27 protein-coding genes and 1 pseudogene are annotated in these 24,544 nt (G+C 69.5%); 15 read left to right on the top strand and 13 right to left on the bottom strand.

Translation table 11 applies throughout. The features are described 5' to 3' along the window. Window positions 1-21 precede the first annotated feature (21 nt). Genes EY822_RS15370 through EY822_RS07105 form a run of 5 tightly spaced genes read right to left on the bottom strand, consistent with a single transcriptional unit; the run spans window position 22 to window position 4,060 of the window. Window positions 22-1,401 (bottom strand): hypothetical protein, encoded by a 1,380-nt coding sequence (locus EY822_RS15370; protein WP_227497097.1) that lies wholly within the window; start codon window positions 1,399-1,401, stop codon window positions 22-24. After that, window positions 1,395-1,754 carry a PadR family transcriptional regulator gene (locus EY822_RS07120; protein ID WP_150307641.1) on the bottom strand — a complete coding sequence of 120 codons (360 nt, stop codon included), beginning with the start codon at window positions 1,752-1,754 and terminating at the stop codon, window positions 1,395-1,397. The genes EY822_RS15370 and EY822_RS07120 overlap by 7 nt, the downstream gene beginning before the upstream one ends. 43 nt (window positions 1,755-1,797) lie before the next feature. Next, a complete protein-coding gene (locus tag EY822_RS07115; protein ID WP_406610317.1) occupies window positions 1,798-2,928 on the bottom strand; it encodes an FAD-dependent oxidoreductase in 1,131 nt (376 codons plus the stop codon). A 14-nt stretch (window positions 2,929-2,942) separates the two neighbouring features. Next, the gene (locus tag EY822_RS07110; RefSeq protein WP_150307639.1) at window positions 2,943-3,734 is read right to left on the bottom strand and encodes a nitroreductase family protein; all 792 of its coding nucleotides are present in this window, start codon (window positions 3,732-3,734) and stop codon (window positions 2,943-2,945) included. A gap of 2 nt (window positions 3,735-3,736) precedes the next feature. Beyond that, window positions 3,737-4,060 (bottom strand): hypothetical protein, encoded by a 324-nt coding sequence (locus tag EY822_RS07105; protein WP_227497096.1) that lies wholly within the window; start codon window positions 4,058-4,060, stop codon window positions 3,737-3,739. A 110-nt stretch (window positions 4,061-4,170) separates the two neighbouring features. Here EY822_RS07105 and EY822_RS07100 point away from each other — a divergent pair, with 110 nt between their 5' ends. Beyond that, window positions 4,171-5,679 carry a beta-N-acetylhexosaminidase gene (locus EY822_RS07100; RefSeq protein ID WP_150307638.1) on the top strand — a complete coding sequence of 503 codons (1,509 nt, stop codon included), beginning with the start codon at window positions 4,171-4,173 and terminating at the stop codon, window positions 5,677-5,679. 106 nt (window positions 5,680-5,785) lie between these two features. Continuing rightward, complete coding sequence (locus EY822_RS07095; protein WP_150307637.1) at window positions 5,786-5,986, top strand: DUF3073 domain-containing protein; 201 nt, start codon at window positions 5,786-5,788, stop codon at window positions 5,984-5,986. A gap of 102 nt (window positions 5,987-6,088) precedes the next feature. On the opposite strand, the gene purM is transcribed toward EY822_RS07095, so the two are convergent. Further along, window positions 6,089-7,207: a phosphoribosylformylglycinamidine cyclo-ligase gene (gene purM / locus EY822_RS07090; protein ID WP_150307636.1), complete on the bottom strand. Its 1,119-nt coding sequence runs from the start codon at window positions 7,205-7,207 to the stop codon at window positions 6,089-6,091. A 192-nt stretch (window positions 7,208-7,399) separates the two neighbouring features. Here purM and purF point away from each other — a divergent pair, with 192 nt between their 5' ends. Beyond that, window positions 7,400-8,857: an amidophosphoribosyltransferase gene (purF, locus tag EY822_RS07085; RefSeq protein ID WP_150307635.1), complete on the top strand. Its 1,458-nt coding sequence runs from the start codon at window positions 7,400-7,402 to the stop codon at window positions 8,855-8,857. A 47-nt stretch (window positions 8,858-8,904) separates the two neighbouring features. Here the strand turns inward: purF and EY822_RS07080 are convergent, their stop codons facing one another. Continuing rightward, window positions 8,905-9,645, bottom strand: a complete 741-nt coding sequence (locus EY822_RS07080; protein ID WP_150307634.1) for an alpha/beta fold hydrolase — start codon at window positions 9,643-9,645, stop codon at window positions 8,905-8,907. A gap of 73 nt (window positions 9,646-9,718) precedes the next feature. On the opposite strand from EY822_RS07080, the gene EY822_RS07075 reads away from it, so the two are divergent. Further along, a complete protein-coding gene (locus tag EY822_RS07075) occupies window positions 9,719-10,417 on the top strand; it encodes a helix-turn-helix transcriptional regulator (protein ID WP_150307632.1) in 699 nt (232 codons plus the stop codon). Between the two features lie 23 nt (window positions 10,418-10,440). Here EY822_RS07075 and EY822_RS07070 read toward each other — a convergent pair whose 3' ends face one another. Next, the gene (locus tag EY822_RS07070) at window positions 10,441-10,794 is read right to left on the bottom strand and encodes a hypothetical protein (protein ID WP_227497095.1); all 354 of its coding nucleotides are present in this window, start codon (window positions 10,792-10,794) and stop codon (window positions 10,441-10,443) included. 39 nt (window positions 10,795-10,833) lie between these two features. Further along, a complete protein-coding gene (locus EY822_RS07065; protein WP_150307630.1) occupies window positions 10,834-11,205 on the bottom strand; it encodes a sterol carrier family protein in 372 nt (123 codons plus the stop codon). 96 nt (window positions 11,206-11,301) lie between these two features. Here EY822_RS07065 and purD point away from each other — a divergent pair, with 96 nt between their 5' ends. From purD to EY822_RS07050, 3 genes are read left to right on the top strand one after another with little or no spacing between them, the layout of a single operon-like run. Then, the gene (purD, locus tag EY822_RS07060; RefSeq protein WP_150307628.1) at window positions 11,302-12,561 is read left to right on the top strand and encodes a phosphoribosylamine--glycine ligase; all 1,260 of its coding nucleotides are present in this window, start codon (window positions 11,302-11,304) and stop codon (window positions 12,559-12,561) included. Continuing rightward, window positions 12,558-13,481: a phosphoribosylaminoimidazolesuccinocarboxamide synthase gene (locus EY822_RS07055; RefSeq protein WP_227497094.1), complete on the top strand. Its 924-nt coding sequence runs from the start codon at window positions 12,558-12,560 to the stop codon at window positions 13,479-13,481. The genes purD and EY822_RS07055 overlap by 4 nt, the downstream gene beginning before the upstream one ends. Further along, entirely contained in the window at window positions 13,478-13,927 is a 450-nt protein-coding gene (locus EY822_RS07050) for a GNAT family N-acetyltransferase (protein ID WP_150307627.1), read from the top strand. Before EY822_RS07055 ends, EY822_RS07050 begins: the two co-directional genes overlap by 4 nt. 25 nt (window positions 13,928-13,952) lie before the next feature. Here the strand turns inward: EY822_RS07050 and EY822_RS07045 are convergent, their stop codons facing one another. Further along, window positions 13,953-14,384 carry a DUF1622 domain-containing protein gene (locus EY822_RS07045; RefSeq protein ID WP_150307626.1) on the bottom strand — a complete coding sequence of 144 codons (432 nt, stop codon included), beginning with the start codon at window positions 14,382-14,384 and terminating at the stop codon, window positions 13,953-13,955. A 126-nt stretch (window positions 14,385-14,510) separates the two neighbouring features. Between EY822_RS07045 and EY822_RS07040 the strand changes: the two genes are divergently transcribed. The 5 genes from EY822_RS07040 to EY822_RS07020 all read left to right on the top strand — a co-directional run bounded on the left by EY822_RS07040 (window position 14,511) and on the right by EY822_RS07020 (window position 18,707). Beyond that, the gene (locus EY822_RS07040) at window positions 14,511-15,077 is read left to right on the top strand and encodes a GNAT family protein (RefSeq protein WP_150307625.1); all 567 of its coding nucleotides are present in this window, start codon (window positions 14,511-14,513) and stop codon (window positions 15,075-15,077) included. A 47-nt stretch (window positions 15,078-15,124) separates the two neighbouring features. Next, window positions 15,125-15,649, top strand: a complete 525-nt coding sequence (locus tag EY822_RS07035) for a GNAT family N-acetyltransferase (RefSeq protein WP_150307624.1) — start codon at window positions 15,125-15,127, stop codon at window positions 15,647-15,649. Beyond that, the gene (locus tag EY822_RS07030) at window positions 15,646-16,962 is read left to right on the top strand and encodes a kynureninase (protein WP_150307623.1); all 1,317 of its coding nucleotides are present in this window, start codon (window positions 15,646-15,648) and stop codon (window positions 16,960-16,962) included. The genes EY822_RS07035 and EY822_RS07030 overlap by 4 nt, the downstream gene beginning before the upstream one ends. Then, on the top strand, window positions 16,959-17,621 hold the full coding sequence (locus EY822_RS07025) for a nucleoside/nucleotide kinase family protein (protein WP_150307622.1): 663 nt from the start codon (window positions 16,959-16,961) through the stop codon (window positions 17,619-17,621). Before EY822_RS07030 ends, EY822_RS07025 begins: the two co-directional genes overlap by 4 nt. Window positions 17,622-18,005: 384 nt before the next feature. Beyond that, on the top strand, window positions 18,006-18,707 hold the full coding sequence (locus EY822_RS07020) for a hypothetical protein (protein ID WP_150307621.1): 702 nt from the start codon (window positions 18,006-18,008) through the stop codon (window positions 18,705-18,707). A 127-nt stretch (window positions 18,708-18,834) separates the two neighbouring features. Here the strand turns inward: EY822_RS07020 and EY822_RS15365 are convergent, their stop codons facing one another. Then, the gene (locus EY822_RS15365; protein WP_227497093.1) at window positions 18,835-19,956 is read right to left on the bottom strand and encodes a baeRF3 domain-containing protein; all 1,122 of its coding nucleotides are present in this window, start codon (window positions 19,954-19,956) and stop codon (window positions 18,835-18,837) included. Window positions 19,957-20,335: 379 nt separating this feature from the next. Here EY822_RS15365 and EY822_RS15360 point away from each other — a divergent pair, with 379 nt between their 5' ends. Beyond that, complete coding sequence (locus EY822_RS15360; protein ID WP_227497092.1) at window positions 20,336-20,827, top strand: SRPBCC domain-containing protein; 492 nt, start codon at window positions 20,336-20,338, stop codon at window positions 20,825-20,827. Window positions 20,828-20,940: 113 nt separating this feature from the next. Here the strand turns inward: EY822_RS15360 and EY822_RS07005 are convergent, their stop codons facing one another. After that, on the bottom strand, window positions 20,941-21,534 hold the full coding sequence (locus EY822_RS07005; RefSeq protein ID WP_150307616.1) for a hypothetical protein: 594 nt from the start codon (window positions 21,532-21,534) through the stop codon (window positions 20,941-20,943). A gap of 99 nt (window positions 21,535-21,633) precedes the next feature. After that, entirely contained in the window at window positions 21,634-23,241 is a 1,608-nt protein-coding gene (locus EY822_RS07000) for a xylulokinase (protein WP_150307615.1), read from the bottom strand. 253 nt (window positions 23,242-23,494) lie between these two features. Between EY822_RS07000 and purS the strand changes: the two are divergent. Continuing rightward, a pseudogene (gene purS / locus EY822_RS06995) lies at window positions 23,495-23,746 on the top strand (phosphoribosylformylglycinamidine synthase subunit PurS); the annotation flags it as partial. Window positions 23,747-23,826: 80 nt separating this feature from the next. Next, entirely contained in the window at window positions 23,827-24,522 is a 696-nt protein-coding gene (purQ, locus tag EY822_RS06990; protein ID WP_150307612.1) for a phosphoribosylformylglycinamidine synthase subunit PurQ, read from the top strand. Window positions 24,523-24,544 lie beyond the last annotated feature (22 nt).

Here is a 24,544-nt window from a genome sequence, read left to right as displayed (position 1 = left end):
CATCACCTCGGCCATGAACGACTAGGCGGCGTGTGCGCGATCCTCGACCCGGCGCCGTCCCGGCATCCGTCCCGCAGAGGCGGCCCGGTGGACATGGACGAGGAGTGCGACGGCGGCGAGGGGCGCGATGAAGCCGGCCATCGGAACCAGGGCGAGCCCGATCACCGAGGCGGCGACCCCGGCCCCGACGACAATGCTGGCGCGACGCAGTGGAGCACCCGGCACCAGTCGCACCACGGGCAGCGCCAGGCCGAGTCCCAGCACGAGCGCGGCGGTCAGAGTGAGCGGCCACTGGGATGGGTGACCCGCTCCGAGGAATTGAGCGCCGGCTTCCACGATCAGGCTCACCGAGACGAGGAGGGCCGACCCGTGGACGATTACGCCGAGACGCCGTTCCAGGACTGCGGCCGAGGCGAGAACGACCGGGATCGCTGCAAGCGCTCCCGCGGCCAGGCCGAGATTCATCGCCCGGGTCGCATCCGCCACTCCGATCGACCAGTCGCTGCCGGTGAGGGCGAACACCGCGCAGGCCAGCCCGAGAACGGGCGACACGAGCGCACTCACCCGAACCGCCGTGCGCGGACCGGGAACTGGCCCTGGTCCGTCGTCCACGAGCCTCCGGCTGTCGGCGGACTCGGCCACCGGCGCCGCCACGCGACTTTCCCTGTGCTCGGCGCGCAAAGCCATGATCAGCAGGACAGCGGCGGCGATCGCTCCCAGCATGTATCCGGTCACGCTGAGAACGCCTATGACCATGGCCGCCGGCATCGCACAGACAACGCTCAGCCCGACACGAGCCCCCAGGGAGCGGCGGATGCCGATGAGCGCGTCGACGAGTGGCGCGAGACACGCGGTTCCCGCGACGACAGCCGCAGCGAAGAAGTACCCTCCCGCCGAAGCGAACAGGCCCGACTCCGTGCCGGCGTCGGCGTCGGCGAAACCGGCCGACCAACTGGCGGCGGTGAGAACCGCGAAACCGCACGCGGGTATCGCACACGCCGCCACGATTCCCGCAGCCGGAGACGAGATACTGCCGCGTCGATGCACCAGAACGAGCGTGGACAAGCTGAGCGCGAGCGCCCCGATACCTCCCGACAGAACGAGGTGGGCGAGGCCTGCCCCGGGGAGGAGGATGGCGTCGGTGAGCAGGACCGCCGTCGAAGCCGCGTAGGAGACCAGCGCGATCGCCGCGAAGACCCCCGCCCACCGAGGCGTCGCCCGCGCCCCCAGGCCATGTGCGCGGAGCGACCATGCCTCCGCTCCGGACGGTCGCGCGAGGCCGCGATCATCGGCGTGCTGTTCGAGGCTGTCCAACACGACGGCGCCGTTCTCGTCGCGCCAGTCCCGGGGATACCAGCGCAACAACCGTGAGTAGTGGTTCCTCCGAGCCTCCGTCACCACGCCTCTCTCCACGACATCGTCGCCGGCGCGGGCCGGGCAGGGCCGAGGCGGTGCGCACTCAACCGCGTCTCCGCAGCACGGAGCTTGGCGGCGAGCCGGTCGGTCTCCGCTTCGAGGTCTTCACGGCCCTCGTCGGTCAGCTCGTAGTACCGGCGCGCACGCCCGTCGACCACGTCTTCGCCCGCCCGACGCACCCGCCCATCGCGTTCGAGCCGCTCCAACGTCGAATAGAGCGTCGAGATCCGGATGGACACCGCACCGGCGGTGAGCTCCTCCACGTCGCGGAGGATGGCGTATCCATGCCGGGTCTTCGCCACCAGTGCGGTGAGGATCCAGAAGGTGACTTCGGTCATGCCCGTAATATACCCACACCGGGAATATGACGAACAGAGTCGGTCACCCGCCGTTCGGTGTGGGAGGGGAACCGACCAGCGCATGCACTCTGCGCGCGAGCAGCCGACCGGCCCGATTGGCGCCGATAGTGGACGCCTGCGGACCGTACCCGGCGAAGAAGACCCGGGGATCCCGCTCCGCGACACCGTCGACCACCGAGATGCCGCCGGTCGATTCGCGCAGGCCGAGAGCAGCAAGGTGCCGTACCTCCGGGCGGAATCCCGTCGCCCACAGGATGGCGTCGATCTCGTCCGTGTCACCGCCGCCGACACCGCCGCTCGCCCACACCACGGAGTTCCCCTCGAACCGTGCGATGCGGCCACGCGATTCGAGAAGCCCGCGATCGATGGCGTCGCGAACACGACGGGTCTTCGGGATCCCTGTTCCGCTGACGATGCTCGGCAGAACCTTTCCCGCCCGAGCCGCGGCATCCTGCTGGGCCACGGCGCGAACCGCGGACTCGAGGTCGAGGTCGGTCTGCTCCGAGAAGGAGACCGGGCGGCGGGTGGACCACAGCGTGCGAGCCGCGACGCCCTCGAGCTCGAGCAGGAAACCAATGGCCGACGAACCGCCGCCCACCACGAGCACCCGCTTCCCGGCATAGGCGCTCGCCGACACGTAGTCGGCCGTGTGCGCCTGGGTGCCGGGGAACTCGGGCGCCCCGGGATAGAAGGGTACGTACGGAGCGCCCCAGGTGCCGGTGGCATTCACCACCGCCGCAGCGCGGAACCGGCCCGCCGACGACTCGACGACGAGATCGGTGCCCTCCGAACGCACTGCGGTCACCGCGACAGGGCGTCGCACCCGCAGGTCGTAGGCGTTCTCGTACCGTCGGTAGTAGTCGGCCACCACCTCCCGGGCGGGCGCCCCGCGGTCCGCGGTGTCGAAGCTCAGCCCGAGTGCCGCCATGCCGGGCAGGTCGTGCACCCGGTGCGCCGTGCCGAGCCGGAGCGACTCCCAGCGGTGCTGCCATGCTCCCCCGGTTCCCGGTCCGCGGTCGAGGATCATGACATCGCGATCCGTCCGCAGGCCGAGGCGAGACAGGTGGTACGCCGTCGACAGGCCGGCCTGCCCGGCACCGATGACGACGATCCGCGCCTCGATATCGACGTCGCCCGGAGTCGGAGGGTCGATCTCCGACAGAGCCCTCAGCTGTCCCAGTTCGACTCCGGCGTTTCACAGGTGTCGCGGAACACGTACTGCGACGGCCGCTTGCGCTGCCGACTCGACCAGTCGATGGCGGGGCGCTTGGCGTTCTCGGGCAGGTACCCCAGCCGGTACACGGCCATCAGTTCAAGGTCGTCGGGCACGTGCAGCAGACGCTGGATGCGCTCCCAGTTCTCCGGCACCTCCATCGGGAACGACACGAACTGGATGCCCATCCCGATCTCGCCCGTGGTGAGCCAGACGTTCTCCATGGCGGCACCCATGCTGAAGAGTGAGTAGAAGGAGGACAGCTGACCGGGACGGTACTCCGCCCTATCGAGCAGCACCGCGAGAAGGAGCGGCGACCCCTCCACCAGCCTGCGGTTCTCCTCGCCGAGCTTCTGCGGCACGCGCAGACGATTCATCATGGCCTGGCCCTGCTCCGTGAAGACGCGCTTGGTGAACGGACGGAGCAGCAGGGGCAGCTGATCGAAGAGCATGCCGTTCCGCTTCTCCTCCATCTCGGCCTCGCTGAACCGGAAGTACGGCTTGTAGCGCTCGAAGAAGGTTCCCTCCGCCATCACCTTCGTCATGCTCTCGCCGCTGATCGCGGCGATGGTCTCGATGGTCTGCCGGTCTTCGATGATCACGAACCGCCACGGCTGGCTGTTGAGCTGAGACGGCGCGGCTCCGGCCACCTCCATGAGCAAGCGCTGGTGCTCCTCGGTCACCGGATCCGGCCGGAACGGTCCATTGGTGGTCTTGCGCGCCCGCAGCACGTCGAGAAACTGCATTCCTACCTCCAGGAGACGATCAGGCTGACGAGAAAGAAGGGCGCAGCGAGCAGGGCGACCACGACATGACGGCGGGAACGGGACGCGGCATAGGGAAGGGCGGCGAGCGGAATCGCGGCGGGAAGGAGCACCCAGCCTGCAACATCCTCGGACCACAGCAGGCTGCTCACGGCCGCAGCACCGAGAACGCAGGTCGTGATGTACACCGCGTGGTGCACCCAGCGGAACGACCGAGTGCTGAACAGTCGGAGCTTCACGCCGGACCCCAGTACGACGTTGCCGAGGTACGCCGAACTGGCGGCGGTGAAGAGGAGGGACGGGTGCACGGAAATGGGGTCCTCCTGATCGGGCGCCGCGTCGCGGGCATGCGGTGTCGTCGGCAATCCTGCCACGCCCGCCGATGTGCGAGCCCTAGGGTGGGATGCGGAGGTTGTCGATGCCGAAATCCCACGCCCTCGCGCTCGTTCCCGAACCACGTCTGGTTCGGCCCGGGGAGGGGCGCTTCCGACTCGCGGGCATCAGCCAGGTGCGACGCACGCTCGACGGGTTCCTGTCACCGGAGGCGTACGTGCTCTCGGTGGGGGACGGCGGGGTGGTGCTCCGTGGTGGGGACGACGCGGGACTCTTCTACGGGATGCAGACCCTGCTGCAGCTGCTCCCGTCCGATCGCTGGGCGCCGACCCTCGAGGCGGTGCTCGAGCGCGGTCCGGTGGAGCTGCCGCACGTGCACATCGAAGACGCTCCGGCCTTTCGCTGGCGGGGTCTGATGCTCGACGTCGCGCGGCACTTCCAACCGGTCTCCTTCCTGTACCGGGTGATCGATTTGCTCGCCGCACTGAAACTGAACGTGCTGCACCTGCACCTCACCGACGACCAGGGCTGGCGCATCCCGATCCCGGGATATCCGCGGCTCACCTCGGTCGGGGCCACCCGGTCGAGCACCATCGTGGGATACGACGACGGACGACCGGAGCCCTCCTACGACGGCGTGCCGCACGGGGGTGCGTACACGAGGGCCGAACTCGCGGCGGTGGTCGCCTACGCCGCCGAGCGCCATATCGAGATCGTGCCCGAGATCGACCTGCCGGGGCACGCCTCCGCGGCGATCGCCGCCTATCCCGAGCTCGGAAACGGGGAACCCGCCGAGGTGTGGACCCGCTGGGGCATCAGCCGCCGCATCCTCAACCTCGACGACCCCACGCTGGAGTTCGTGCGGGCCGTGTTCGCCGAGGTGGCCGACATCTTCCCCGGCACGTTCGTGCACGCGGGCGGCGACGAGGTGCCGAAGGCGGAGTGGGAGGCGTCACCGGGAGCGCAGATCCGCATCGCCGAACTCGGACTCCCCGACGAGGAGCGGCTCCAGGGCTGGTTCACCACCGAGACCGCCGGGATGCTGCGCGAGCTGGGTCGCCGCATGGTCGGGTGGGACGAGGTGGTGGACGGCGGCGCACCGAAGGACACCGTGGTCATGGCGTGGCGGAGCGCCGCCCACGGCACGGCGGCGGTGCGCGCTGGGTACGACGTGGTGATGTCGCCGTGCGAGTACGTGTACCTCGACCACGCGCAGTCGCTCGACACTCGGGAGCCGGTCACCTTTCCCCACAGCGCCGTGTCACTTCGGCGGGTGTTCGAGTTCGAGCCGGGCGCCGGCGCGGCGGCCGAGCCGGGGCATGCGGGAGAGGACCGCCACGGCACGATCCTCGGCGGGCAGGCCAACCTGTGGACCGAGTACGTGCCCACGGCCGAGCACGCCGAGTACATGCTGTTCCCGCGGCTGCATGCGCTCGCCGAGGCGGTGTGGCGTCAGCCGCTCGCACCGGGCGGCGCACCCGGCGACTCCCGCGATTACGACGACTTCCTGCGACGGCTTCGTCCACAATTGGCTCGATTGAGCGCCACGGGGGTCGCGTTCCGCCCGCTCGACGGCGAACCCACAACCAGCTAGGGCGTCGGACGCCGCATGCTAAGCTGACAGTTAGATTTTTCCCATTTCTGTTCATTTCTTCGGGTGACTCTTGCTCACTCGGCCCGAGTTTGTGAGGGGGTCACGCATGGGGCGCGGCCGTCAAAAAGCGAAGCACACCAAGGTGGCTCGCGAGCTGAAGTACTTCAGCCCCGAGACGAACTACAACGAACTGGAGCGTGAGCTCACCGGACACGCCCACAGCGAGCTGTCCGAAGAAGAGCTGGCGAAGTGGTCGGAGTACGACACCGACAAGTTCGAGTCGGAGGACGAGCAGAAGCTCGCCTAGCGTTCCCCGCTCATCTCCCGCGGCACCCGTAGGTCCCGCGAATCAGGCGTAGCCCGTCAGTCGGCGTGAGGCCGTCGGTCGACGTCAGTCAGGCGAGACCGGTCAGTCGGCGTAGGAGCCGACCATCCGCACCGCGCCGCCATCGACGCCCTTCGCACCCTGCTCGTAGCCCGCGAGGTCGAGGGGCGCAGCCGTGACGTCGCGCACCTCCCCCACCTGCCAGGTGGGAATGCCGTCGGCGGCGAGCGCGGCGATCGCGTCGTCCGCCGCATCGGGCGCGATCACGACGAGCATCCCGATGCCGAGATTCCAGGTGCCCTCGGTGCTCTCCAGCGTCGCGCCCGACAGTGCGGCGAGCGCTCGGAAGACGTTCTGCGGCGACCACGTGGACCGATCCACGTCCACGAACATGCCCCGCGGCAGCACACGGGCCAGGTTGGCCGCGATGCCCCCGCCGGTCACGTGGCTGATCGATCGCACCGACGCCCCGAGCGGCTCGGTGTCGAGCAGCCGCAGGAGCGGCGCGGTGTAGAGCCGGGTCGGCTCGAGCAGCACCTCGCCCACGACGCCGCCGAGCTCGGGCGACCGGTCGGTGAAGCCGATCCCGGCCGTGGAGAGGATGCGGCGCACCAGCGAGAACCCGTTGGAGTGCAGCCCCGACGACTCGAGGGCGAGCACCACGTCACCCGCACGCACCCGGTCGGCGCCGAGCACCGCATCCGCTTCGACGGCGCCCACCGCCGCCCCCGCCACGTCGTAGTCGTCGACCCCGAGGAGGCCGGGGTGCTCGGCGGTCTCGCCGCCGACGAGCGCGGTGCCGGTCGCGGAGCACGCACGGGCGATCCCGGCGACGATCTCCGCGATGCGCTCCGGCACCACCTTGCCGCATGCGATGTAGTCGGTCATGAACAGGGGCCGGGCGCCCACGACGACGATGTCGTCGACCACCATGCCCACGAGGTCCTGGCCGATCGTGTCGTGCTTGTCGAGCGCCTGCGCGATCGCGACCTTCGTGCCGACGCCGTCGGTCGAGGTGGCGAGCAGAGGGCGACGGAACGCGGTGAGGAACGACACGTCGTACAGACCGGCGAATCCGCCGACACCACCGAAGACGTTCGACGAATGGGTCGCCGACACCGCCTGCTTCATGAGTTCGACGGCGAGGTCTCCGGCAGCCGTGTCGACCCCGGCAGCGGCATAGGAAGAGGATGCGGTCGTCATGGCTACCACGATAGCGTCGGCGCCCATCCGCCCCGCGGCCGGGGCAGGGGATCGCCGTCGGGGAACACGCCACCGGCGTGAGAAACTATGATCGTGCGGGCCGCGCGGCGGCCACCCGATTCCGGCCCCCTCGGTCGATCCCTCCTTCAGACCCTCACCACGTCCCCTCTTACACACTGGAGCTGCCTGAGCATGTGCGGCATCGTTGGCGTCGTTTCCCCCCTGCCCGTCAACCAGCTGATCTACGACAGCCTCCTCCTGCTGCAGCACCGCGGTCAGGACTCCACCGGGATCACGACCGTGGACGGCAGCACCTTCCACATGGTGAAGGCGAAGGGTCAGGTTCGCGAGGCGTTCCGCACCCGCGACATGCGGAACCTTCAAGGCACGATCGGCCTAGGCCACGTGCGCTACACGACGAAGGGCTCGGCCGCGAACGACGAGGAGGCCCAACCGTTCTACGTGAACGCGCCGTACGGCATCATCCTCGTGCACAACGGCAACCTCACGAACACCCGGGAGCTCACGCAGGAGCTCTTCCACATCGACCGGCGGCACCTCAACACCACGTCCGACACGGAGCTCCTGCTCAACATCTTCGCCCATGAGCTGCAGGCGCAGGTCTCCGGTCTGGCGCTCGACCCTGATCAGGTGTTCACCGCGGTGGAGCGGGTGCACGAGCGCGTCGAAGGTTCGTACGCGGCCATCGCGCTCATCGCCGGTCACGGTCTCCTCGCGTTCCGCGACCCCTACGGCATCCGGCCGCTCAGCCTGGGCCGGCACACGGGCGAGGACGGCAAGGAGGAGTGGATCGTCGCCTCCGAATCGCTGGTCATGGAGAGCCTCGGCTACGAGTCCGTGCGGGAGATCGCCCCCGGCGAGGCGGTGTTCATCACGATGGACGGTGAGATGATCTCGCGGCAGACCGCCCAGGACCCGCGTCTCGTGCCGTGCTCGTTCGAGTACGTCTACCTGGCCCGTCCCGACTCGGTGATGAACGGCATCTCGGTGTACGAGGCTCGGTTGCGGATGGGCAACCGCCTCGCCGACACGGTGGCGCGGTACGCCCCGACCGGGAACATCGATGTCGTGATGCCCATCCCGGACTCGTCCCGGCCCGCGGCCATGCAGGTCGCTCAGAAGCTCGGCATAGAGTACCGCGAGGGCTTCTACAAGAACCGCTACGTGGGCCGCACGTTCATCATGCCGGGGCAGGCGGAGCGCAAGAAGTCGGTGCGGCAGAAGCTCAACGCCATGAGCTCGGAGTTCGCGGGCAAGAACATCCTCATCGTCGACGACTCGATCGTGCGCGGCACCACGTCGAAGGAGATCGTGGAGATGGCGCGTGCGGCCGGCGCCAACGAGGTCACCTTCACGTCGGCCGCTCCCCCCGTGCGCTACCCGCACGTGTACGGCATCAACATGCCGTCCCGCACCGAGCTCGTCGCGGCCGGCCGCAAGATCCCCGAGATCGCTCGCGAACTCGGGGCGGATCACCTCATCTATCAGGAGGTGGAGGACATGCGCGCCGCCATCACGGAGGGCTCGACGGTGACCGACCTCGAGATGAGCTGCTTCACCGGCGATTACGTCACCGGCAGCGTGACGCCGGAGTACCTGGCCTGGGTGGAGGCCACCCAGCTCAGCTGACCGGACGCGGTGACCAGTCGTGCGATCAGTCGGTCGTGCGCGCAGGTTCAGTCGGTTCGAGACGCCGCTGACCGGATGATTTCGGCGAGGTCTCGAGGGCGGCTCCACATAGGCCAATGCCCTGTGGGGAGGTCGCTGACATCGAGGTGCGCGAGGTTCGCGACTTCGGCGAACAGGGGATGGCCTCCCCGGGCCAGTTCCAGCACCTGCGCGCTCGGGATCGAGCAGCACACCAGGGTGGTCCGGACCGTGCGGCGAGCTTCGTTCGTGAGCTCGACGGCCTGACGAAGCACGGGACCCGGCTCAGGGACGGCCCGGGCGCGAAAACGGTCGAGGACCTCTGCGCTGAGGCCTTCGAGACTCGCCTGCTGCGCGAGGACGTCGAAGGACGGCAGCGGGAGCTCCTCCACTTCGTCCGGGAGGTCCGGGGCGAACGCGCTTCCCGGCGCCGTCGGGCCGGAGTCGACCCACACCACCCGATGAACAAGCTCCGGGTGCCGGTCGAGGATGAGGCTGACGGGCGCGTTCGCCCCACTGTGAGCGACGATGGTCGCGGGCTGGTCTGGGGCGACTACGACACGAGCAAGGACGTCGAGGATCGCTGCGGTTTGATCATCGAGAGTCCTCGCCGCGCGCCCACGGTCGTCACCGTCGAGACCGGGCAGCGTCATCGAGATTGCACGGATGTCGGCGGCGTGCAGGTGCTCGAGGACGTCATCCCACGCCCACGCGCCCAGCCAGTGGCCGGCGATGAGGATGACGGTCGAATTGCTCGTGATAGGTGTCATATCCACATCTTCGGAGGCGCCCCGGGCACCTGTGTGTCACCATTTTTGTCATGAATTCGGTGCGGGTCGAACGGTGAAGCGAGCGGAACGACTGCATGCCCTGTCCGAGATGCTGCGCCGTAACGGAACCCGAGGGTGCTCCGCCGAGCGGCTGGCGAGAGAATTCGGCGTGTCGGTGCGCACCGTCAAGAGAGACCTCGCAGCGCTCGGGAACAGCGGCGCGCCCGTGTGGTCGCGCCCGGGTCCGGGCGGTGGGTACGGGCTGGCGGTAGGTGCGTCCTTACCGCCGGTCGCCCTGTCTCCCGCGCAGGCCGTGGCGCTCATGGCAGCCGTATCCGCCGCGCCCGATGCCCCCTACGCTGATCTGGCTGCGGCCGGGGTGCAGAAGATCCTCGACGTCCTCGATCCCCGAACCCGAGCACGAGCCGATGAGCTGGCCGGCCGCGTCTGGGTCAACGCGGACCCCTCCTCTTCGCGCTCGATCCGGTCGGCGCTGGAGGAGGCGATGGCCGAGCAGCGAGTGCTCCGCATCCGATACACGCCGAGGGATGGGACGACGACCACCCGCGACGTCGAACCCGTGCTGTTCGCCTCCACGAACGGTCAGTGGTACCTCGTGGGGTGGTGCCGACTGCGCAACGCGATCCGATGGTTCACGGTGTCGCGCATCGATCGAGCCAGCGTTACCGGGACGGCGTGCGGTGACCATACCGTTCTGGAGGTCGGAGAACCGCCGGTGAACGCCAGACCCGTGCACGGTCGGGGCGCGTGAGCGACCCTCTCCGGTCGGTACTGCTAGCGCCCGGTCGGCGGGGTGCCACGGGCGGCGTCGTCGGCGTCGCCCTCCTGCTGCGAGTGCACGTTCACGCGCTCCGCCTCCACGGTCGACGCCCGGCGGCTGCCCACCCGATCGAGCACCAGCGCCACGATCCCCCCGAGCGTTCCGAACAGCACCACGGCGAGCAGGGCCAGGAAGCCGAAGATCTGCGTCCTCGTGTAGTCGAGGCCCGCTTCGAACGTCATCGTCAGGATGAGCGCCAGCACGAGGCCCAGGATGGCACCGACCCCCATGAACCGCAGGTAACGCGGCGAGCGACGGATCGTGACCTGGGCGGTCGGCTGCGGCTGCGGCTGGCTGGGATTCGACACCGTTCCATTGTCGCGCACCTCCCCGGGAAGAACGCCCGCCTACGTGCGTTGCCAGCCGACGGGCAGGATGCCGGCGAGACTCGCCCGCGACCCCGACGCCTGCACCCGCCCGCTCTCGACACCGGCCTCCCAGGCGAGGGCACCGGTGGCCAGCTCGAGCCAGGTCGCCGCGTCGGTCTCGACCACGTTCGGCGGTGTGCCGCGCGTGTGCCCGGGGCCCTCCACGCACTGCACGGCACCGAACGGCGGCACCCGCACCTCGAGGGTGTTCCCGGGCGCCTGCTCGGCCAGCACCTGCAGTGTGTACCGCACGGCCAGCGCCGTCCCGTCACGATCCTCCGCCACGCCCACCTCGAGCGTCTTGCGCACCGCTGCCTCGCCGACAACCGCCACTATCTTCCCTTTAGCCATGCGATCCAGTGTGACGCAGACCGCGGGATTCCCGCGCCGCGGGACGTCGTCGATCCCGCCGTCCGCGCCCCGGGCACCCGCCGATAGTCTGGTGCCGTGAAGATCCTGGTTCTCGGTTCCGGTGCTCGCGAGCATGCCATCATCACCGCGCTTGCCCGCGAGGAGCCGCGCCACGAGATCGTGGCCGCTCCGGGTAACGCCGGCATCGCCGAGGACGCCGCCGTGGTGCATCTCGACCCCAACAATGCGGGCGTGGTGGCGACCTACGCGTTGGAGGAGAACGTCGACCTCGTGGTGATCGGGCCGGAGGCACCCCTGGTGGCCGGTGTCGCCGACGCCCTGCGCACCCGAGGCATCCCCGTGTTCGGCCCCGGCAAGCGAGCCGCCGCACTCGAGGGCAGCAAGGCCTTCGCCAAGCGCATCATGCAGGCCGCCGGTGTGCCGACCGGATCGGCGACCCGTGCGGCATCGCAGGCCGAGGTGAGCGAGGCGCTCGACACCTACGGGGCTCCGTACGTGGTGAAGGCCGACGGCCTCGCGGCGGGGAAGGGCGTGATCGTGACCGGCGACCGGAACGCCGCGGTCGCGCACGCCGACTTCTATCTCCAGCAGGGCACCGTGCTCGTGGAGGAATACCTGGCCGGGCAGGAGGTGTCGCTGTTCTTCCTCTCCGACGGGAACACCGTGCTGCCGCTCTCCCCCGCGCAGGACTACAAGCTGCTCCTCGATGAGGATCGCGGACCGAACACCGGCGGGATGGGCGCATACTCGCCGCTGCCGTGGCTGCCCGACGGCTTCGTTCAGGAGGTGCTGTCGACCATCGCCGAGCCGACGGTGCGGCAACTCGCGAACGAGCAGACGCCGTTCGTCGGACTGCTGTACTGCGGGCTCATCCTCACCGAGCGGGGCGTGCGCGTGATCGAGTTCAACGCGCGCTTCGGCGACCCGGAGACCCAGGTGGTGCTTCCGCGGCTGACGACGCCGCTGTCCGGCTTGCTCCTCGCCGCCGCCACCGGATCGCTCGCCGGCCACGACTGGCCGGAGTTCTCCGACGACGTCGCGGTGACCGTGGTGCTGGCGAGCGAGGGCTACCCCGAGGCGCCGCTCACCGGGCGGGTCATCACCGGGCTGGACTCCGCGAGCGCCGTGGAGGGCGTGACCATCGCTCACGCCGCCACCGCCACCACCGCGGCGCACTCGGGTGCGGTGATCGCCACCGGCGGCCGCGTGCTGAGCGTGGTCGCCCGCGGAGCCCACTTCGCCGAGGCTCGAGAACGCGCCTACGCGGCGATGGGCAAGATCTTCCTGGAGGGCGGGCAGTACCGCACCGACATCGCCGCGCGGGTCGTCTCGTGAGCGGGCCCGGGTCCTCCCGCGACACCGGTGCACTACTGCTGCCCGGCTGGGAGCACGACTACTCCGGCAAGGTACGCGAGCTGTTCGTGCCCACGCCGTCGCCGCGACGGGACGAGGAACTCGAACGGCAGCCCCGGGTTCTCGTCGTGGCCACCGACCGGGTGAGCGCGTTCGACCATGTGCTCGAGCCCGGCATCCCGGGCAAGGGTGAACTGCTCACCCAGCTCAGCCTGTGGTGGTTCGACCAGCTCGACGACGTTCCGAACCACCTGCTCCCCCCCGACGACGTCTCGCCGATTCCCGATGCCGTGGCCGGTCGCTCGATGCTGTGCAAGGTGCTCGAGATGCTGCCCGTCGAATGCGTGGTGCGCGGCTACCTCGCCGGATCAGGCGAGGCGGAGTACCGCCGATCGGGAACGGTGTGCGGCATCCCCCTGCCGCCCGGACTTCAGTCGGGCGACCGGTTGCCCGAACCCATCTACACGCCCGCGTGGAAGGCGCCGCAGGGTCAGCACGACGAGAACATCTCCTTCGAACGCACTGTGGAACTGGTGGGCGAGGAGACCGCGACCGCGTTGCGCGATGCGTCCCTGCGGATCTACTCGCGTGCGGCGGAGCTCGCCTCCGACCGGGGACTCCTGCTCGCCGACACGAAGTTCGAGTTCGGCATCGACCCGGTGACCGGCGTGCTGACGCTCGGTGATGAGGTGCTCACCAGCGACTCCTCGCGGTACTGGGACGCCGAGGCATGGCGGAGCGGCAACCGCACCGACAGCTTCGACAAGCAGATCGTGCGCGACTGGCTGGCGGCCCACTGGGACCGCTCGGAGCACACCCCGATCCCGCGGTTGCCGCAGGAGATCGTGGAGCGGACCGCATCCCGGTATCGCGAACTGCTCACCCGGATGACCGGCGCATGAAGGTCGAGGAGTACGACTGGGACGACCAGGTGTCGGTGCGACTGCGCGCCGCTCAGCAACTGGAGATCGCGGAACGGTACGGCACCACCGAGTCGGAGCCGGGCGTTCCGCCATCCGCTGCCGACATCGCCGTGTTCTTCGTCGCGACGAGCGTCGACGGAGAGCCCCTCGGCTGCGGCGGGCTCCGGTACCTCGGGGGCGGTGAGGCGGAGATCAAGCGGATGTACGTGCTGCCTGCCGCGCGCGGACACGGCGTCGCGACCGCCATCCTCGGCCACCTGGAGGATCACGCGCGACACCTGGGCTGGCTGCGCCTGAAGCTCGAGACGGGCGAGCAGCAGCCCGACGCGATGCGCTTCTACGAGCGCGAGGGGTACACCCGCATCGCGAACTTCGGCGCCTACGCGGGCGTCGCCGACTCCGTGTGCTACGCCAAGGATCTCTGAGCCGTCACCATGCGGGGTCTGAGCGTCACCGTGCGGGGTGCGCGCCCGATCCGGCCTCGGCGCTCGCCTCCGCGCTCGAACCTTCGCCCGTCGGCGGAGCCGCGGCCATGCCGTCCGCGTCGGTACCCTTCTGCCACGGCCACTTGCCGGTGATCTCCAGCTCGAGCGAGAAGCTCAGGAACGTGCGGATGAGCACGATGATCGCGAGCACGCCCACGCTCTCGAAGGTGGGCGTCACGGCCACCGTGCGGATGATGTCGGCGGCCACCAGGAACTCGAGGCCGAGCAGGATCGTGCGGCCGAGCTGCCGCCGATAGGGCCGGTAGACCGGGCCCTTCCCCCGGGCCAGTTGAGCGAGGGCCACCACCGTGGCGAGGATCGCCCCGACCACGATGACGATCACCCCGACCGCGTCCACGCCCTTGCCGACCGTCTCCATGATCTCCGAGAACTCCACGGCGCCTCCTGTCGCTGGTGTGCCAGTTGCTGTGCCGCACACGCTACTCGGCTCGCTTCCCGGTGCGACTCCGTGGACGCGGGTGCGCGCCTCGGAACGTCAACGGGCGCCGTTACCCTTGCCGACATGAGCACATTCGACATACGCCGCGAGGGGAACCTGACGGTGCAGGACCACGAGGACATCACCCGGATGCTGGCCCTGTCCTTCCCGAGCTACGCGACCGGCTTCCACGGCACGGCCAGTTGGTCCGGAATGCAGCCGGAGACCCGGATAACCGCATCGGATGGCGCCGGGATCGCGGCACACGCGGGCGTCAAGCGGCTGTTCGTGCAGACGGGCGACTCGTCGTTCGCGAACGACCAGCTCGTCGGCGCCGTGGGCATGGTGTCGGTGCGACCCGATCTGCAAGGCACCGGCCTCGGCGGCGCCCTCGCCGCCGCCATCCGCGGGGTACTGGACGACATGGCGGTGCCGTTCGGTCTGCTGGAGACCGGAGCCGAGACGTCGGGATACTACGAGCGGCACGGCTGGCATCCGCTGCCCGGCACCGTCGGGTCGTACAACGGGTTCGCCATCGAGGAGCCGGCCCGGGTGGTTCGCGGGCACACGGGATGGCTCGTGCTCCCGGTCGCGAGTCCCCTCGAGGACTGGCCGCAGGGCGACATCCGCTGGAACGGGCAGATGGTCTAGGGCCTCCCGGTTCACCGGCCCGTTCCGGATCCCGGTACCGTCGAAGCATGCCCATCCCCGTGCACATCCACGCGATTCGGGAAGCGGACTGGCAGCTCGCTCGCGCGCTTCGCCTGGAGATGCTCGCCGACACGCCGCTCGCCTACCTGGAGACACGGGAGACGGCCGAGGCCCGGGCCGAGAGCGAATGGCGGCAGCGCGCCGGCCGCAACGAGCTGCTCGGCAACGCGGCCTTCGCGGCGGTGGATGTGTCGAGCGGCCGATGGCGGGGCAGCATGAACTGCTTCGTGCGGGAGGATGCGGCGCACCTCGTGAGCGTCTACGTGGCACCCGACAGTCGGGGCAGGGCCCACGGGGTCACCGACGCACTACTGGATGCGGTGATCGAGTGGTCCCGCGCCCAGGGGGTCGATTCGCTCGTGCTCGAGGTGCACGAGCGCAACGCGCGAGCCGCCGCCTACTACGAGCGCCGGGGATTCCGGGCAACCGGACGATACACCCCGTACGCGCTGAACACCGCGGAACGCGACCTCGAGATGGTGCTCGACCTGACAGCGGAGGGTTCCCGATGATCAGCCTCGCCACCGCCCGCGCCCTGGACGCCGCCGATCCGCTGCGCTCCTACCGCGACCTCTTCGCGACCGCCACGGCCGGTGACGCCGGCGGGAGCACGGAGGGGGGAACCGGCACCGACCCGTTCGGCACCGTCTACCTCGATGGCAACTCGCTCGGGCGCCCCACCACCGCGAGCATCGAGAACGTGCACCGCTTCCTGACGGAGGAATGGGGGAGCCGCCTCATCCGCGGCTGGGACGAGCGGTGGATGGCTCTTCCCGAAGTCATCGGCGACCGCATGGGCCAGGTGGCGCTCGGTGCCGCGCCAGGACAGACGATCGTCGGCGACTCCACCACGGTGCTGCTCTACAAGCTCATCCGCGCGGCGCTGCGGGCACGGCCCGACCGCGACGAGGTGGTCATCGACGCGGACAGCTTCCCCACCGATCGGTTCGTGCTGCAGGGGATCGCAGCGGAGTGCGGCGTCACGCTGAGGCTGGTGCACACCGATGCGGCAGCGGGCGTGGTCCCGGAGACGCTCGCCGACGTTCTCGGACCACGGACGGCCCTGGTGGTGCTCAGCCAGGTGGCCTACCGTTCCGGCTTCCTCGCCGATGCGCCTGCCATCACCGACATCGTGCACCGCGCCGGCGCCCTGATGCTCTGGGACGTCTGCCACTCGGCGGGCGTGGTGCCGACGGAGCTCGACGCCTGGGGCGTGGACATCGCCGTCGGTTGCACCTACAAGTACCTGAACGGCGGACCGGGCTCGCCCGCATTCGCCTATGTGCGCGCCGATCTGCAGACCGAGCTCGAACAGCCCATCTGGGGGTGGATGGGCGCAGCCGACGTCTTCGCCATGGCCCCCGACTACGCGCCGGCGCGCGGGATGCGCCGCTACCTCAGCGGCACGCCACCGATCTCGGCGATGATCGCGATGCAGCACACCCTCGAGCTGATCGCCGACGCCGGTATGGGTCCCATCCGCGAGAAATCCGTGGCGCTGACCGAGTTCGTCATCGAGCTCGCCGACACCACGCTGGCACGTCACGGGGTGCGCGTGTCGTCGCCGCGGAACGCGGAGCGCCGAGGCAGCCACGTGACGCTCTCGCATCGCTCCTTCCGAGCCGTCACTGCAGCCCTGTGGCGGCGGAATGTGATTCCGGACTTCCGCTCCCCCGACGGGTTGCGGGTGGGCCTCGCCCCGCTCAGCACCAGTTTCGAGGAGGCCTTCCGCGGCATGGCCGCAATCGACGACGAGCTGGACGCCGCGGCTCACCGGAACGACGGTGCAGCGCCGAGTGGCACCGAAGTGAGCGGTGCGTCGTGAGCAACGCCGCTGGTAACCCCGGCACGCCGCGGACGCTCGAACACCTCGTCGATGCGGTGACGCAGGTCGCATCCGGCCGCCATCGCACGGTGGTCGGCATCGCCGGGTCGCCCGGTGCCGGGAAGAGTACGGTCGCCGGACGACTCTCCTCGGCACTCGGGCCGACCGCCGTTCTCCTGCCGATGGACGGCTTCCATCTGGCCAACCGCCAGCTCGCACGGCTCGGGCGGAGCGACCGGAAGGGTGCGCCGGACACATTCGACGCGGCGGGGTTCACCGCGCTCCTGGCGCGCATCCGCACGTCGGCGACGGACGGACCCGAGCCGGCCACCGTGTACGCGCCCGAGTTCGACCGCCGGATCGAGGAATCGATCGCCGGGGCCATCGCGATCCCGCCCGAGGCGCGCGTCGTCATCGTGGAGGGCAACTACCTGCTGCTCGACTCGCACGGCTGGGGCCGGGTTGCGGGCATGCTCGACCTCACCTTCTTCGTCAGCGTGGATCCCGCACTGCGGATGCGCCGGCTCGTCGCCCGGCACGAGGCTCACGGGCGCACGCACGCGGAGGCTGTAGCGTGGGCGGGCGGCACCGACGAACGCAACGCCGTGCTCATCGAAGCGACCCGTCCCCGCGCCCAGTTCGTCGTCATACTCGATTAACAGGGGTTGGCACAACCCCGTAGCCGGGGAAATGTCAGCCGTGTAGTTTCGTAAACGGTTGCCCGAGCCCCGGTCGTGTCTTCGTCTCGACGAATGCCAGCGACCGGGCACCCACAGACGGGTATGCCGGAGAAACGTCGTCTCCCCCCTATCGACGATCGCAGCATTCGCGAATCCATGACGGTCCTTCCGTCGAAAACCCGCCAGGTCGTGTCGCCCTCGCCAATCGCTCCGCACGTCGGAGCCGAGGGTGAGCGAGAAACACAGCGTCCGGCCGCTCGAGAAACACACAGCACCGCAGGCGTCGATTCGCCCGTAGTGAATCTGCACCCGCGCCGGTGTTCACCGGCTCACTGCATCATCCCAACCGCCCAGGAGGCAAGAATGGCAAACAACACCAATCCCCGCGCGAACTCCACAGCACACGCTGTGCACGACGGAAACGACGTCACGAAGGAGTCGCTCGTCGGCACCGACCGCACCGACCGCTCCTCGAACGTGTCATGGGGCGCCATCATCGCCGGTGTCATGACCTTCCTCGCCGTCACCGTGCTGCTGTCGCTGGTCACCGCGGCCATCGGACTCGGTGGTTCGGGCATGGGCGCAGGCATCTGGAGCGTCATCGCTCTGGCGCTCGCTCTTGCCGCAGCCGGATACGTCGCCGGCGCGCTCGCAGCGCGTGCGGGACTGCTTCACGGCTTCCTCACCTGGGCGACCTCCCTGGTCACCGCTCTTGCTCTCGCGGTCTGGCTGGGCGCAAGCCTGCTCGGCGCCGTCGGTGGCGTAGTGGGAACCGTTGCATCCTCCGCCAGCCAGGCAGTGTCCGGCGAGCAGGTCGAGGAAGCGCAGAGCGCTGTCAGCGAAGAAGACATCGAGCAGGCCCAGGAAGACGCCAACGCAGCGCTCGAGGACGCCCAGCAGACCGCTGCTGAGGCTTCCGACGAAGCACAGGCCGCTTCCACGTGGGGCTTCATCGGCCTGCTGCTCGGCGCCATCATCGCCGCCGTGGGCGGAATCCTCGGAGTCCGCTCCGTCGTCTCCCCCCGCAACGAGGGCGACGTCGTCCGCACCACGACCTCGCGCTAACTTCCGCGAAGCCGTGCTCCGCGACTAGCGCAGCACACCAACAGTTCGTCCCCGGCCATTCTCGGCCGGGGACGAACTGCGTTAACGGGCGGGGCTTGGTCGGGCGCCGCGCAGGTGACGGGGAACGTCAGTACCGGAGGACGGCACGCACCCGGTCATCGACGGGAGAATCGTCCAGGGCGTAGACCGTCCCGCCGTTGCGCAGAGTCTCGATCACCGCGGAATCGAGAAGTCGACGTTCCTCGACGTCCGACTCTCCCCCTTCCGCAGACGCTTCCGTGGGCGACAGGTGGCGGTAGAGAAGCGTGTCGACCCGCCCCTCGGTGCTCGCCTGAGCGACCAGGCCGGAGCCGACGACGGCGCGCGCGTCTTCCCCGCCCCGCAACATGGCGAAGGTGTCGAGCGCACGCGCACGACCGTCATCGAGCACGGCCTGCACCTTCTCGTAGGCCACCTCGTGCAATTTCTGGTCGTCGAGGGACTCCGGGTCCACGTCGACACTGTCGGTGACGGCATCCGTCGACCCGAGGAGACCGATGTACTCGGCACCGGACACCAGCACCGTCGGACGGGGATGCGACGCCTGGTAGGCGGTGAGCGCCGAGGCGACGCGACTGGCGAACTCCCGGGTCTGCGAGTCCTGCCACTCGGCCGGGCTGTCGCCGTAGACCTGGGCGTTGCTGATGCTGAAGTCGGCGGTGTGGGGACGGGCGACCGGGCTCGCCTGGAGCGGATTCTCGTAGTCCGACTCCCCCATGCTGTCCTGCAGGCTCGACAGCAGGCCGGAGTCGTCGACCTCGTCCATGGTGAACCGTGATGCTTCGAACAGGCGCACCCGGTTCGTGGTGACCGTCAGGACGGTGAACGATCCGTCCGCGGACAGCAGCGGCAGAAGCGGTCCGACCGAGAACGCCTCGCTCACCACGACCTCCTCGGTGAGGGGGATCGGCACGGAGAAGTGTCGCGGCGGCGAATCGGGGGCCAGGAAGATCGCCAGGCCCTCGCTCTGGTGCTGCCAGAAGTCGGTATCCCGCACCATCGCCTCGGCCGGGGCGAGCAGGTCGTCCGTGGCGGAGTCGTCGACCTCGCGCGCATCGAGCTCGGCACGCACCCGCGCGAGTGCGTTCTTCAGAACGATGCGCCCCTGCAGGGTCTCGCGGCCGGATGGCGCGGTAGGGAGGAAGAGGGAAACCTTGAGGGAATCGTCCCCGGCATTGACGAGTGTCATCAGATCGGTCTGGGTGAACATGGTGTCCTTTCTCGATGTGTCCGGGAGGAATACCGTTCCCGTGGTCGAGCATCGGATACGGACCGACCGGAGTCGGCCTCGGCATCCCTTCCCTGCTGGATGGCACGGACGTCGCGCCATTACGCTCGTCGCGCCAGCGCCTTCGGGGGATCCCGCAGCGGTGCACCGATGGACGGTGCGCCGCCGGTCACTCGGTGACCGGGGATTCGTCCGGCCGCTGACAGCGACCACTTCGACCGTATCGGGCCCACCCGAAAGGAACCTTGGTCCGGTCGGTCCCCGACCCCCACACGGTCCCCGACCCGCACACGGGGCCTGCACCCGTCGAAGGGACGCCCCCCGCAGCACGCCTCCTCCACGCGACGGTTACGGTCGTTGCATGCCCCTGCTGAGCCGCGCGATCCACCCGGCCGACCAGCGTGTCGTCCTCGACTGGGCCATGGCGACCACCCCCGGCCGACTGTGGTGGGGCCTCACCGACGCGGAGGCGCTGCCGCAGTGGCTCGGAACTCCCACTGCCGGGACCTACGTGCGAGGCGGTGAAATCATCGTCGAGCACGCGGAGAACTATTCCTGCACCAGCCGCGTTCGGGAGTGCGTTCCGGAGCGGCTGCTCGACGTGACGTGGCAATTCCCCGACGAACCGCTGTCCCGGCTTCGCATCGCCGTCACCCCTGCTGGGGCGTCGACGCAGATGAGGCTGGAGCACGAGGGACTCGGTGATGCGGTCGCGGGCTATCTGCCCGGCTGGCACACCCACCTCCTCTATCTCGAGGCCCTGCTCCTCGATTCGCCGCGACCCATGGACGACTTGTGGACGACGTACGAGCGGCTGGTCGAATGCGGCGCCGACGATCGGCCGCCGCGCTGAGAGCGACTCGCGTCCCTTCGACAGGCTCAGGGACCGTGGGCGGCTCAGGGACCGTGGCGGCTCAGGGACCGTGGGCGGCTCAGGGACCGTGGCGGCTCAGGAAATATGGCCGCTCACGCGGGCGGCGCGAGGAAGTCGGGGGTGAAGTCTTCCGGCGCCAGCACGGCATCGATGGCTTCATCACGAGTGAGGTGCATGGGGAAGGTCGTCTTCAGGAAACGACCCTTCGGGTCGAACCGGTCCTTCGGCATCTCGACGGCGGAGCGCCGCAGCACCTCGCTGACGAGGCGTGCGGTGTCCCCGTCGATCAGGTACCCGTTGCCCGATCGGAGCCGGAACGCCGCCTGCTTCTTCGAGTCCGAGCCGATGAGCAGGGAGATCCCCGGTCTCTTCACCGAGCCGGTCACGAGGAACTGCGCCCAGACGAGGTCGGTCATCAGGACCTCGTGGCGGCCGAGACGAACGCGGTCCGTGTCGAAGTTCGCGAACGGCCGAGGCGCGCGGAACCGCTGGAACAGGGTCAACGCACCGAGGGCCACGGCGATCGAGGCCAGACCGGAGAGGATGCGCAGGGAGAAGTCCATCTCCGGATCGAGCGCCATGCCCAGCTGGAACACCGGCCACGCCAGCCAGGTAAGAATGCCGAGAGCGGGCACGACGCCGAGGGTGAGGGCGGCGGTGAACCACTGGTATTCGCCGAGGGGCACCCAACCATGCGGAAATGGAACAGCCTCCGGTGGCTCGTCGCCACCCGCGTCGCGCATCGGCGCCTTCACCAGCGGAATCCGGCGCTGCGTGCTGCGCCGCTACAGCGCGTCGACCGCGGCGCGCTCCACGGCGAGGCCCGCCGAGTAGCGGTCGAGGAACGCGGCGAAGCCCGCCACATCGGCGGGGTCCGGGGAGACGGTGTCGATCTCGGTGTCGGCGAACACCGTTTCCCGGAGGTAACCATCGAGATCGGTGTTCTCGGCGGCCGACACGTAGGCGGCGAGGACGGCGATGCCCCACGCTCCTCCCTCGGATGCCATGTGGGCGACCGCGACCGGCGCCCGGAGAGCGCCCGCGAGGAACCGCTGCGCGACCCCCGCCGTGCGGAACATCCCGCCGTGGGCCATCATCTGGTCGATGGTGACGCCCTGGTCGTCGAGCACGCGCATGCCGATGCTCATGGCACCGAAGACGCTGTAGAGCTGTGCACGCATGAAGTTGGCCAGGGTGAGGCGGCTGTCCGGGGTGCGGACCACGAGCGGCCGGCCCTCGGGCAGCCCGACGATGGGTTCACCGGCGAGAGTGTTGTAGGCGAGTACGCCGCCCGCGTCGGCTTCGCCCTCGAGCGCCTCCCGGAAGAGCACCTCGTACACCGCGTCGCTGTCACTCGGGGTACCGGAGGCGGCGGCGAACCGGCTGAACATCGAAACCCACGCGCTCAGCTCGCTGGCCCCGTTGTTGCAGTGCACCATCGCCACCGCGTTCCCGGCCGGTGTCGTCACGACGTCGAGTTCGTGGTGGATGCCCTCGAGCGGCCGCTCGAGCACGACCATGGCGAAGATACTGGTGCCCGCGCTGACGTTGCCCGTGCGCGGGGCGACCGAAGCCGTGGCGACCATCCCGGTGCCGGCGTCGCCCTCGGGCGGGCAGAACACGGCGCCGGGGCGGAGGCCCCCTGTCGAGTCGAGGAGCGCCGCACCCTCCGGCGTCAGGCTGCCGGCCGCACGGCCCGCAGGCAGCACCTCGGGCAACAGGTTCCGCAGCGCCATGCCGGCGTGCGGCTCGGCCACGAGCGCGTCGAAGCGCGACATCATCCCGGCGTCGTAGTCGCCGGTGGCGACGTCGATCGGGAACATGCCCGATGCGTCCCCGACGCCGAGCACACGCTCACCGGTGAGCTTCCAGTGCACGTATCCGGCGAGGGTGGTGAGGAAGCGGACCTCGGGCACATGGGGCTCCTCGTCGAGCACCGCCTGGTACAGGTGCGCGACGGACCAGCGCAACGGGATGTTCGTGTCGAACTGCTCGGTGAGCACCTCCGACGCGCGCCCCGTGGTGGTGTTGCGCCAGGTGCGGAACGGCACCAGGAGCTCGTCCTCGGCGTCGAAGGCGAGGTAGCCGTGCATCATGGCCGAAATGCCGATGGCCTTCAGCCCCTCCGGGCGCACGCCGTGGCGCTCCTCCGCATCCGCGACGAGGGCGGCGTAAGCCGCCTGCAGCCCCGTCCACACGTCTTCGAGCGAGTAGGTCCACATCCGGTCGACGAACTGGTTCTCCCACTCGTGGCTGCCGGAGGCGATGACCACGCTCGGGTCGTCGCCGAGGAGGCACGCCTTGATCCGCGTGGACCCGAGTTCGATACCGAGGGTCGCGCGGCCAGAGGCGATCGCTTCCCGGGCCGTGGTGGTTCCGTCGGTGGAGCTCATCGGGGATCCTTCCCTTGCTCGCCAGGAACGGCGGCGTCGTGGTGTTTTTCCGCTTGCTACCCGAGCAGGCTACCGCCCGGATGAGGACATCCCTCGTCGCGCGCCTCGTTTCCGTTCCCGCGCGGGACACTCCGTACGGGGAACGGTGCGGGCGGGAACCACCGGGACCGCCGAGCCGCGCCAGCGCGGCACCCCCCGCGCCAGCGGCTAGAATCGTGGCATCCACCCGCTCTCGTCCGTTGGAGATGTCTTCGTGCCCACGATCGTCGTCGAGGTAATGCCCAAGGCCGAACTGCTCGATCCCCAGGGCAAGGCCGTGGCCGGGGCGCTGGCGCGGCTCGGCAAGTCCCGATTCTCCGATGTACGTCTCGGTAAGCGATTCGAGCTGACCGTCGACGGACCCGTGGACGACGCCCTTCTCGCCGAGGTGCAGCAGCTGGCCGCCGACCTGCTGTCGAACTCGGTCATCGAAGACGTGATCAGTGTGCACGCCGCGGAGGCCGATGACCTCGGGCCGGGCGCGGACAGCGGCGACACAACGACCGAGACCCCCCTCGGCGCGGCGGCGGATTCGGTGCAGCGCTGATGCGGATCGGCGTCGTCACCTTCCCCGGTTCACTCGACGACCGGGACGCGCAACGCGCCGTTCGCCTCGCCGGTGCGGACCCCGTCGCGCTCTGGCACGGCGACCACGACCTGCACGGCGTCGACGCCATCGTGCTGCCCGGCGGGTTCAGCTACGGCGACTACCTCCGCGCCGGTGCCATCGCCTCCCGCTCGCCGATCATGACCGACGTGATCGATGCGGCGAATCGCGGCGTGCCCGTGCTCGGCATCTGCAACGGATTCCAGATGCTCACCGAGGCTCACCTGCTTCCCGGCGGGCTCATCCGCAACGCGGTCGGCACCTTCGTCTGCCGCGACCAGCGCCTGCGGGTGGAGAACGCATCCACGGCCTGGACGGGCGGATTCGAGGCCGGGCAGGAGATCACCATCCCGCTGAAGAACGGCGAGGGCGGCTACATCGCCGACGCGGACACGCTCGAGCGCCTGGAGGGCGAGGGCCGGGTCGCATTCCGCTACCTCGGCGCCAATCCGAACGGGTCGCTGAACGACATCGCCGGCGTCACGAACGAGCGCGGCAACGTGGTCGGTCTCATGCCGCACCCGGAGCACGCCACCGAGCCCGGCTTCGGCCCGGACACCCCTGACGCGATGCGCTCCGGCATCGACGGCCTCGCGTTCTTCACGTCCGTGCTCAGCACGTTCGCCGCAGCCTGACGGCAGCCCGCACCTCCCCCGT

The sequence above is a fragment of the Planctomonas psychrotolerans genome, assembly GCF_008642235.1.
Classification (GTDB): Bacteria; Actinomycetota; Actinomycetes; order Actinomycetales; family Microbacteriaceae; genus Planctomonas; species Planctomonas psychrotolerans.
Note: the sequence above shows the minus strand (reverse complement) of the source record. Positions and strands in the feature narration are given on the sequence as shown.

Excerpts from the sequence above, each read along its gene's own strand:
- EY822_RS15360 (WP_227497092.1), top strand. The coding sequence starts at position 20,336 with ATGCCCCTGCTGAGCCGCGCGATCCACCCGGCCGACCAGCGTGTCGTC.
- purM (WP_150307636.1), bottom strand. The coding sequence starts at position 7,207 with ATGACGACCGCATCCTCTTCCTATGCCGCTGCCGGGGTCGACACGGCT.
- EY822_RS07020 (WP_150307621.1), top strand. The coding sequence starts at position 18,006 with ATGGCAAACAACACCAATCCCCGCGCGAACTCCACAGCACACGCTGTG.
- EY822_RS07095 (WP_150307637.1), top strand. The coding sequence starts at position 5,786 with ATGGGGCGCGGCCGTCAAAAAGCGAAGCACACCAAGGTGGCTCGCGAG.
- EY822_RS07080 (WP_150307634.1), bottom strand. The coding sequence starts at position 9,645 with ATGACACCTATCACGAGCAATTCGACCGTCATCCTCATCGCCGGCCAC.
- EY822_RS07000 (WP_150307615.1), bottom strand. The coding sequence starts at position 23,241 with ATGAGCTCCACCGACGGAACCACCACGGCCCGGGAAGCGATCGCCTCT.
- EY822_RS07035 (WP_150307624.1), top strand. The coding sequence starts at position 15,125 with ATGCCCATCCCCGTGCACATCCACGCGATTCGGGAAGCGGACTGGCAG.
- EY822_RS07040 (WP_150307625.1), top strand. The coding sequence starts at position 14,511 with ATGAGCACATTCGACATACGCCGCGAGGGGAACCTGACGGTGCAGGAC.
- EY822_RS07065 (WP_150307630.1), bottom strand. The coding sequence starts at position 11,205 with ATGGCTAAAGGGAAGATAGTGGCGGTTGTCGGCGAGGCAGCGGTGCGC.
- EY822_RS07100 (WP_150307638.1), top strand. The coding sequence starts at position 4,171 with ATGCCGAAATCCCACGCCCTCGCGCTCGTTCCCGAACCACGTCTGGTT.
- EY822_RS07120 (WP_150307641.1), bottom strand. The coding sequence starts at position 1,754 with ATGACCGAAGTCACCTTCTGGATCCTCACCGCACTGGTGGCGAAGACC.
- purF (WP_150307635.1), top strand. The coding sequence starts at position 7,400 with ATGTGCGGCATCGTTGGCGTCGTTTCCCCCCTGCCCGTCAACCAGCTG.
- EY822_RS07030 (WP_150307623.1), top strand. The coding sequence starts at position 15,646 with ATGATCAGCCTCGCCACCGCCCGCGCCCTGGACGCCGCCGATCCGCTG.
- EY822_RS15365 (WP_227497093.1), bottom strand. The coding sequence starts at position 19,956 with ATGTTCACCCAGACCGATCTGATGACACTCGTCAATGCCGGGGACGAT.
- EY822_RS07110 (WP_150307639.1), bottom strand. The coding sequence starts at position 3,734 with ATGCAGTTTCTCGACGTGCTGCGGGCGCGCAAGACCACCAATGGACCG.
- EY822_RS07050 (WP_150307627.1), top strand. The coding sequence starts at position 13,478 with ATGAAGGTCGAGGAGTACGACTGGGACGACCAGGTGTCGGTGCGACTG.
- purQ (WP_150307612.1), top strand. The coding sequence starts at position 23,827 with ATGCGGATCGGCGTCGTCACCTTCCCCGGTTCACTCGACGACCGGGAC.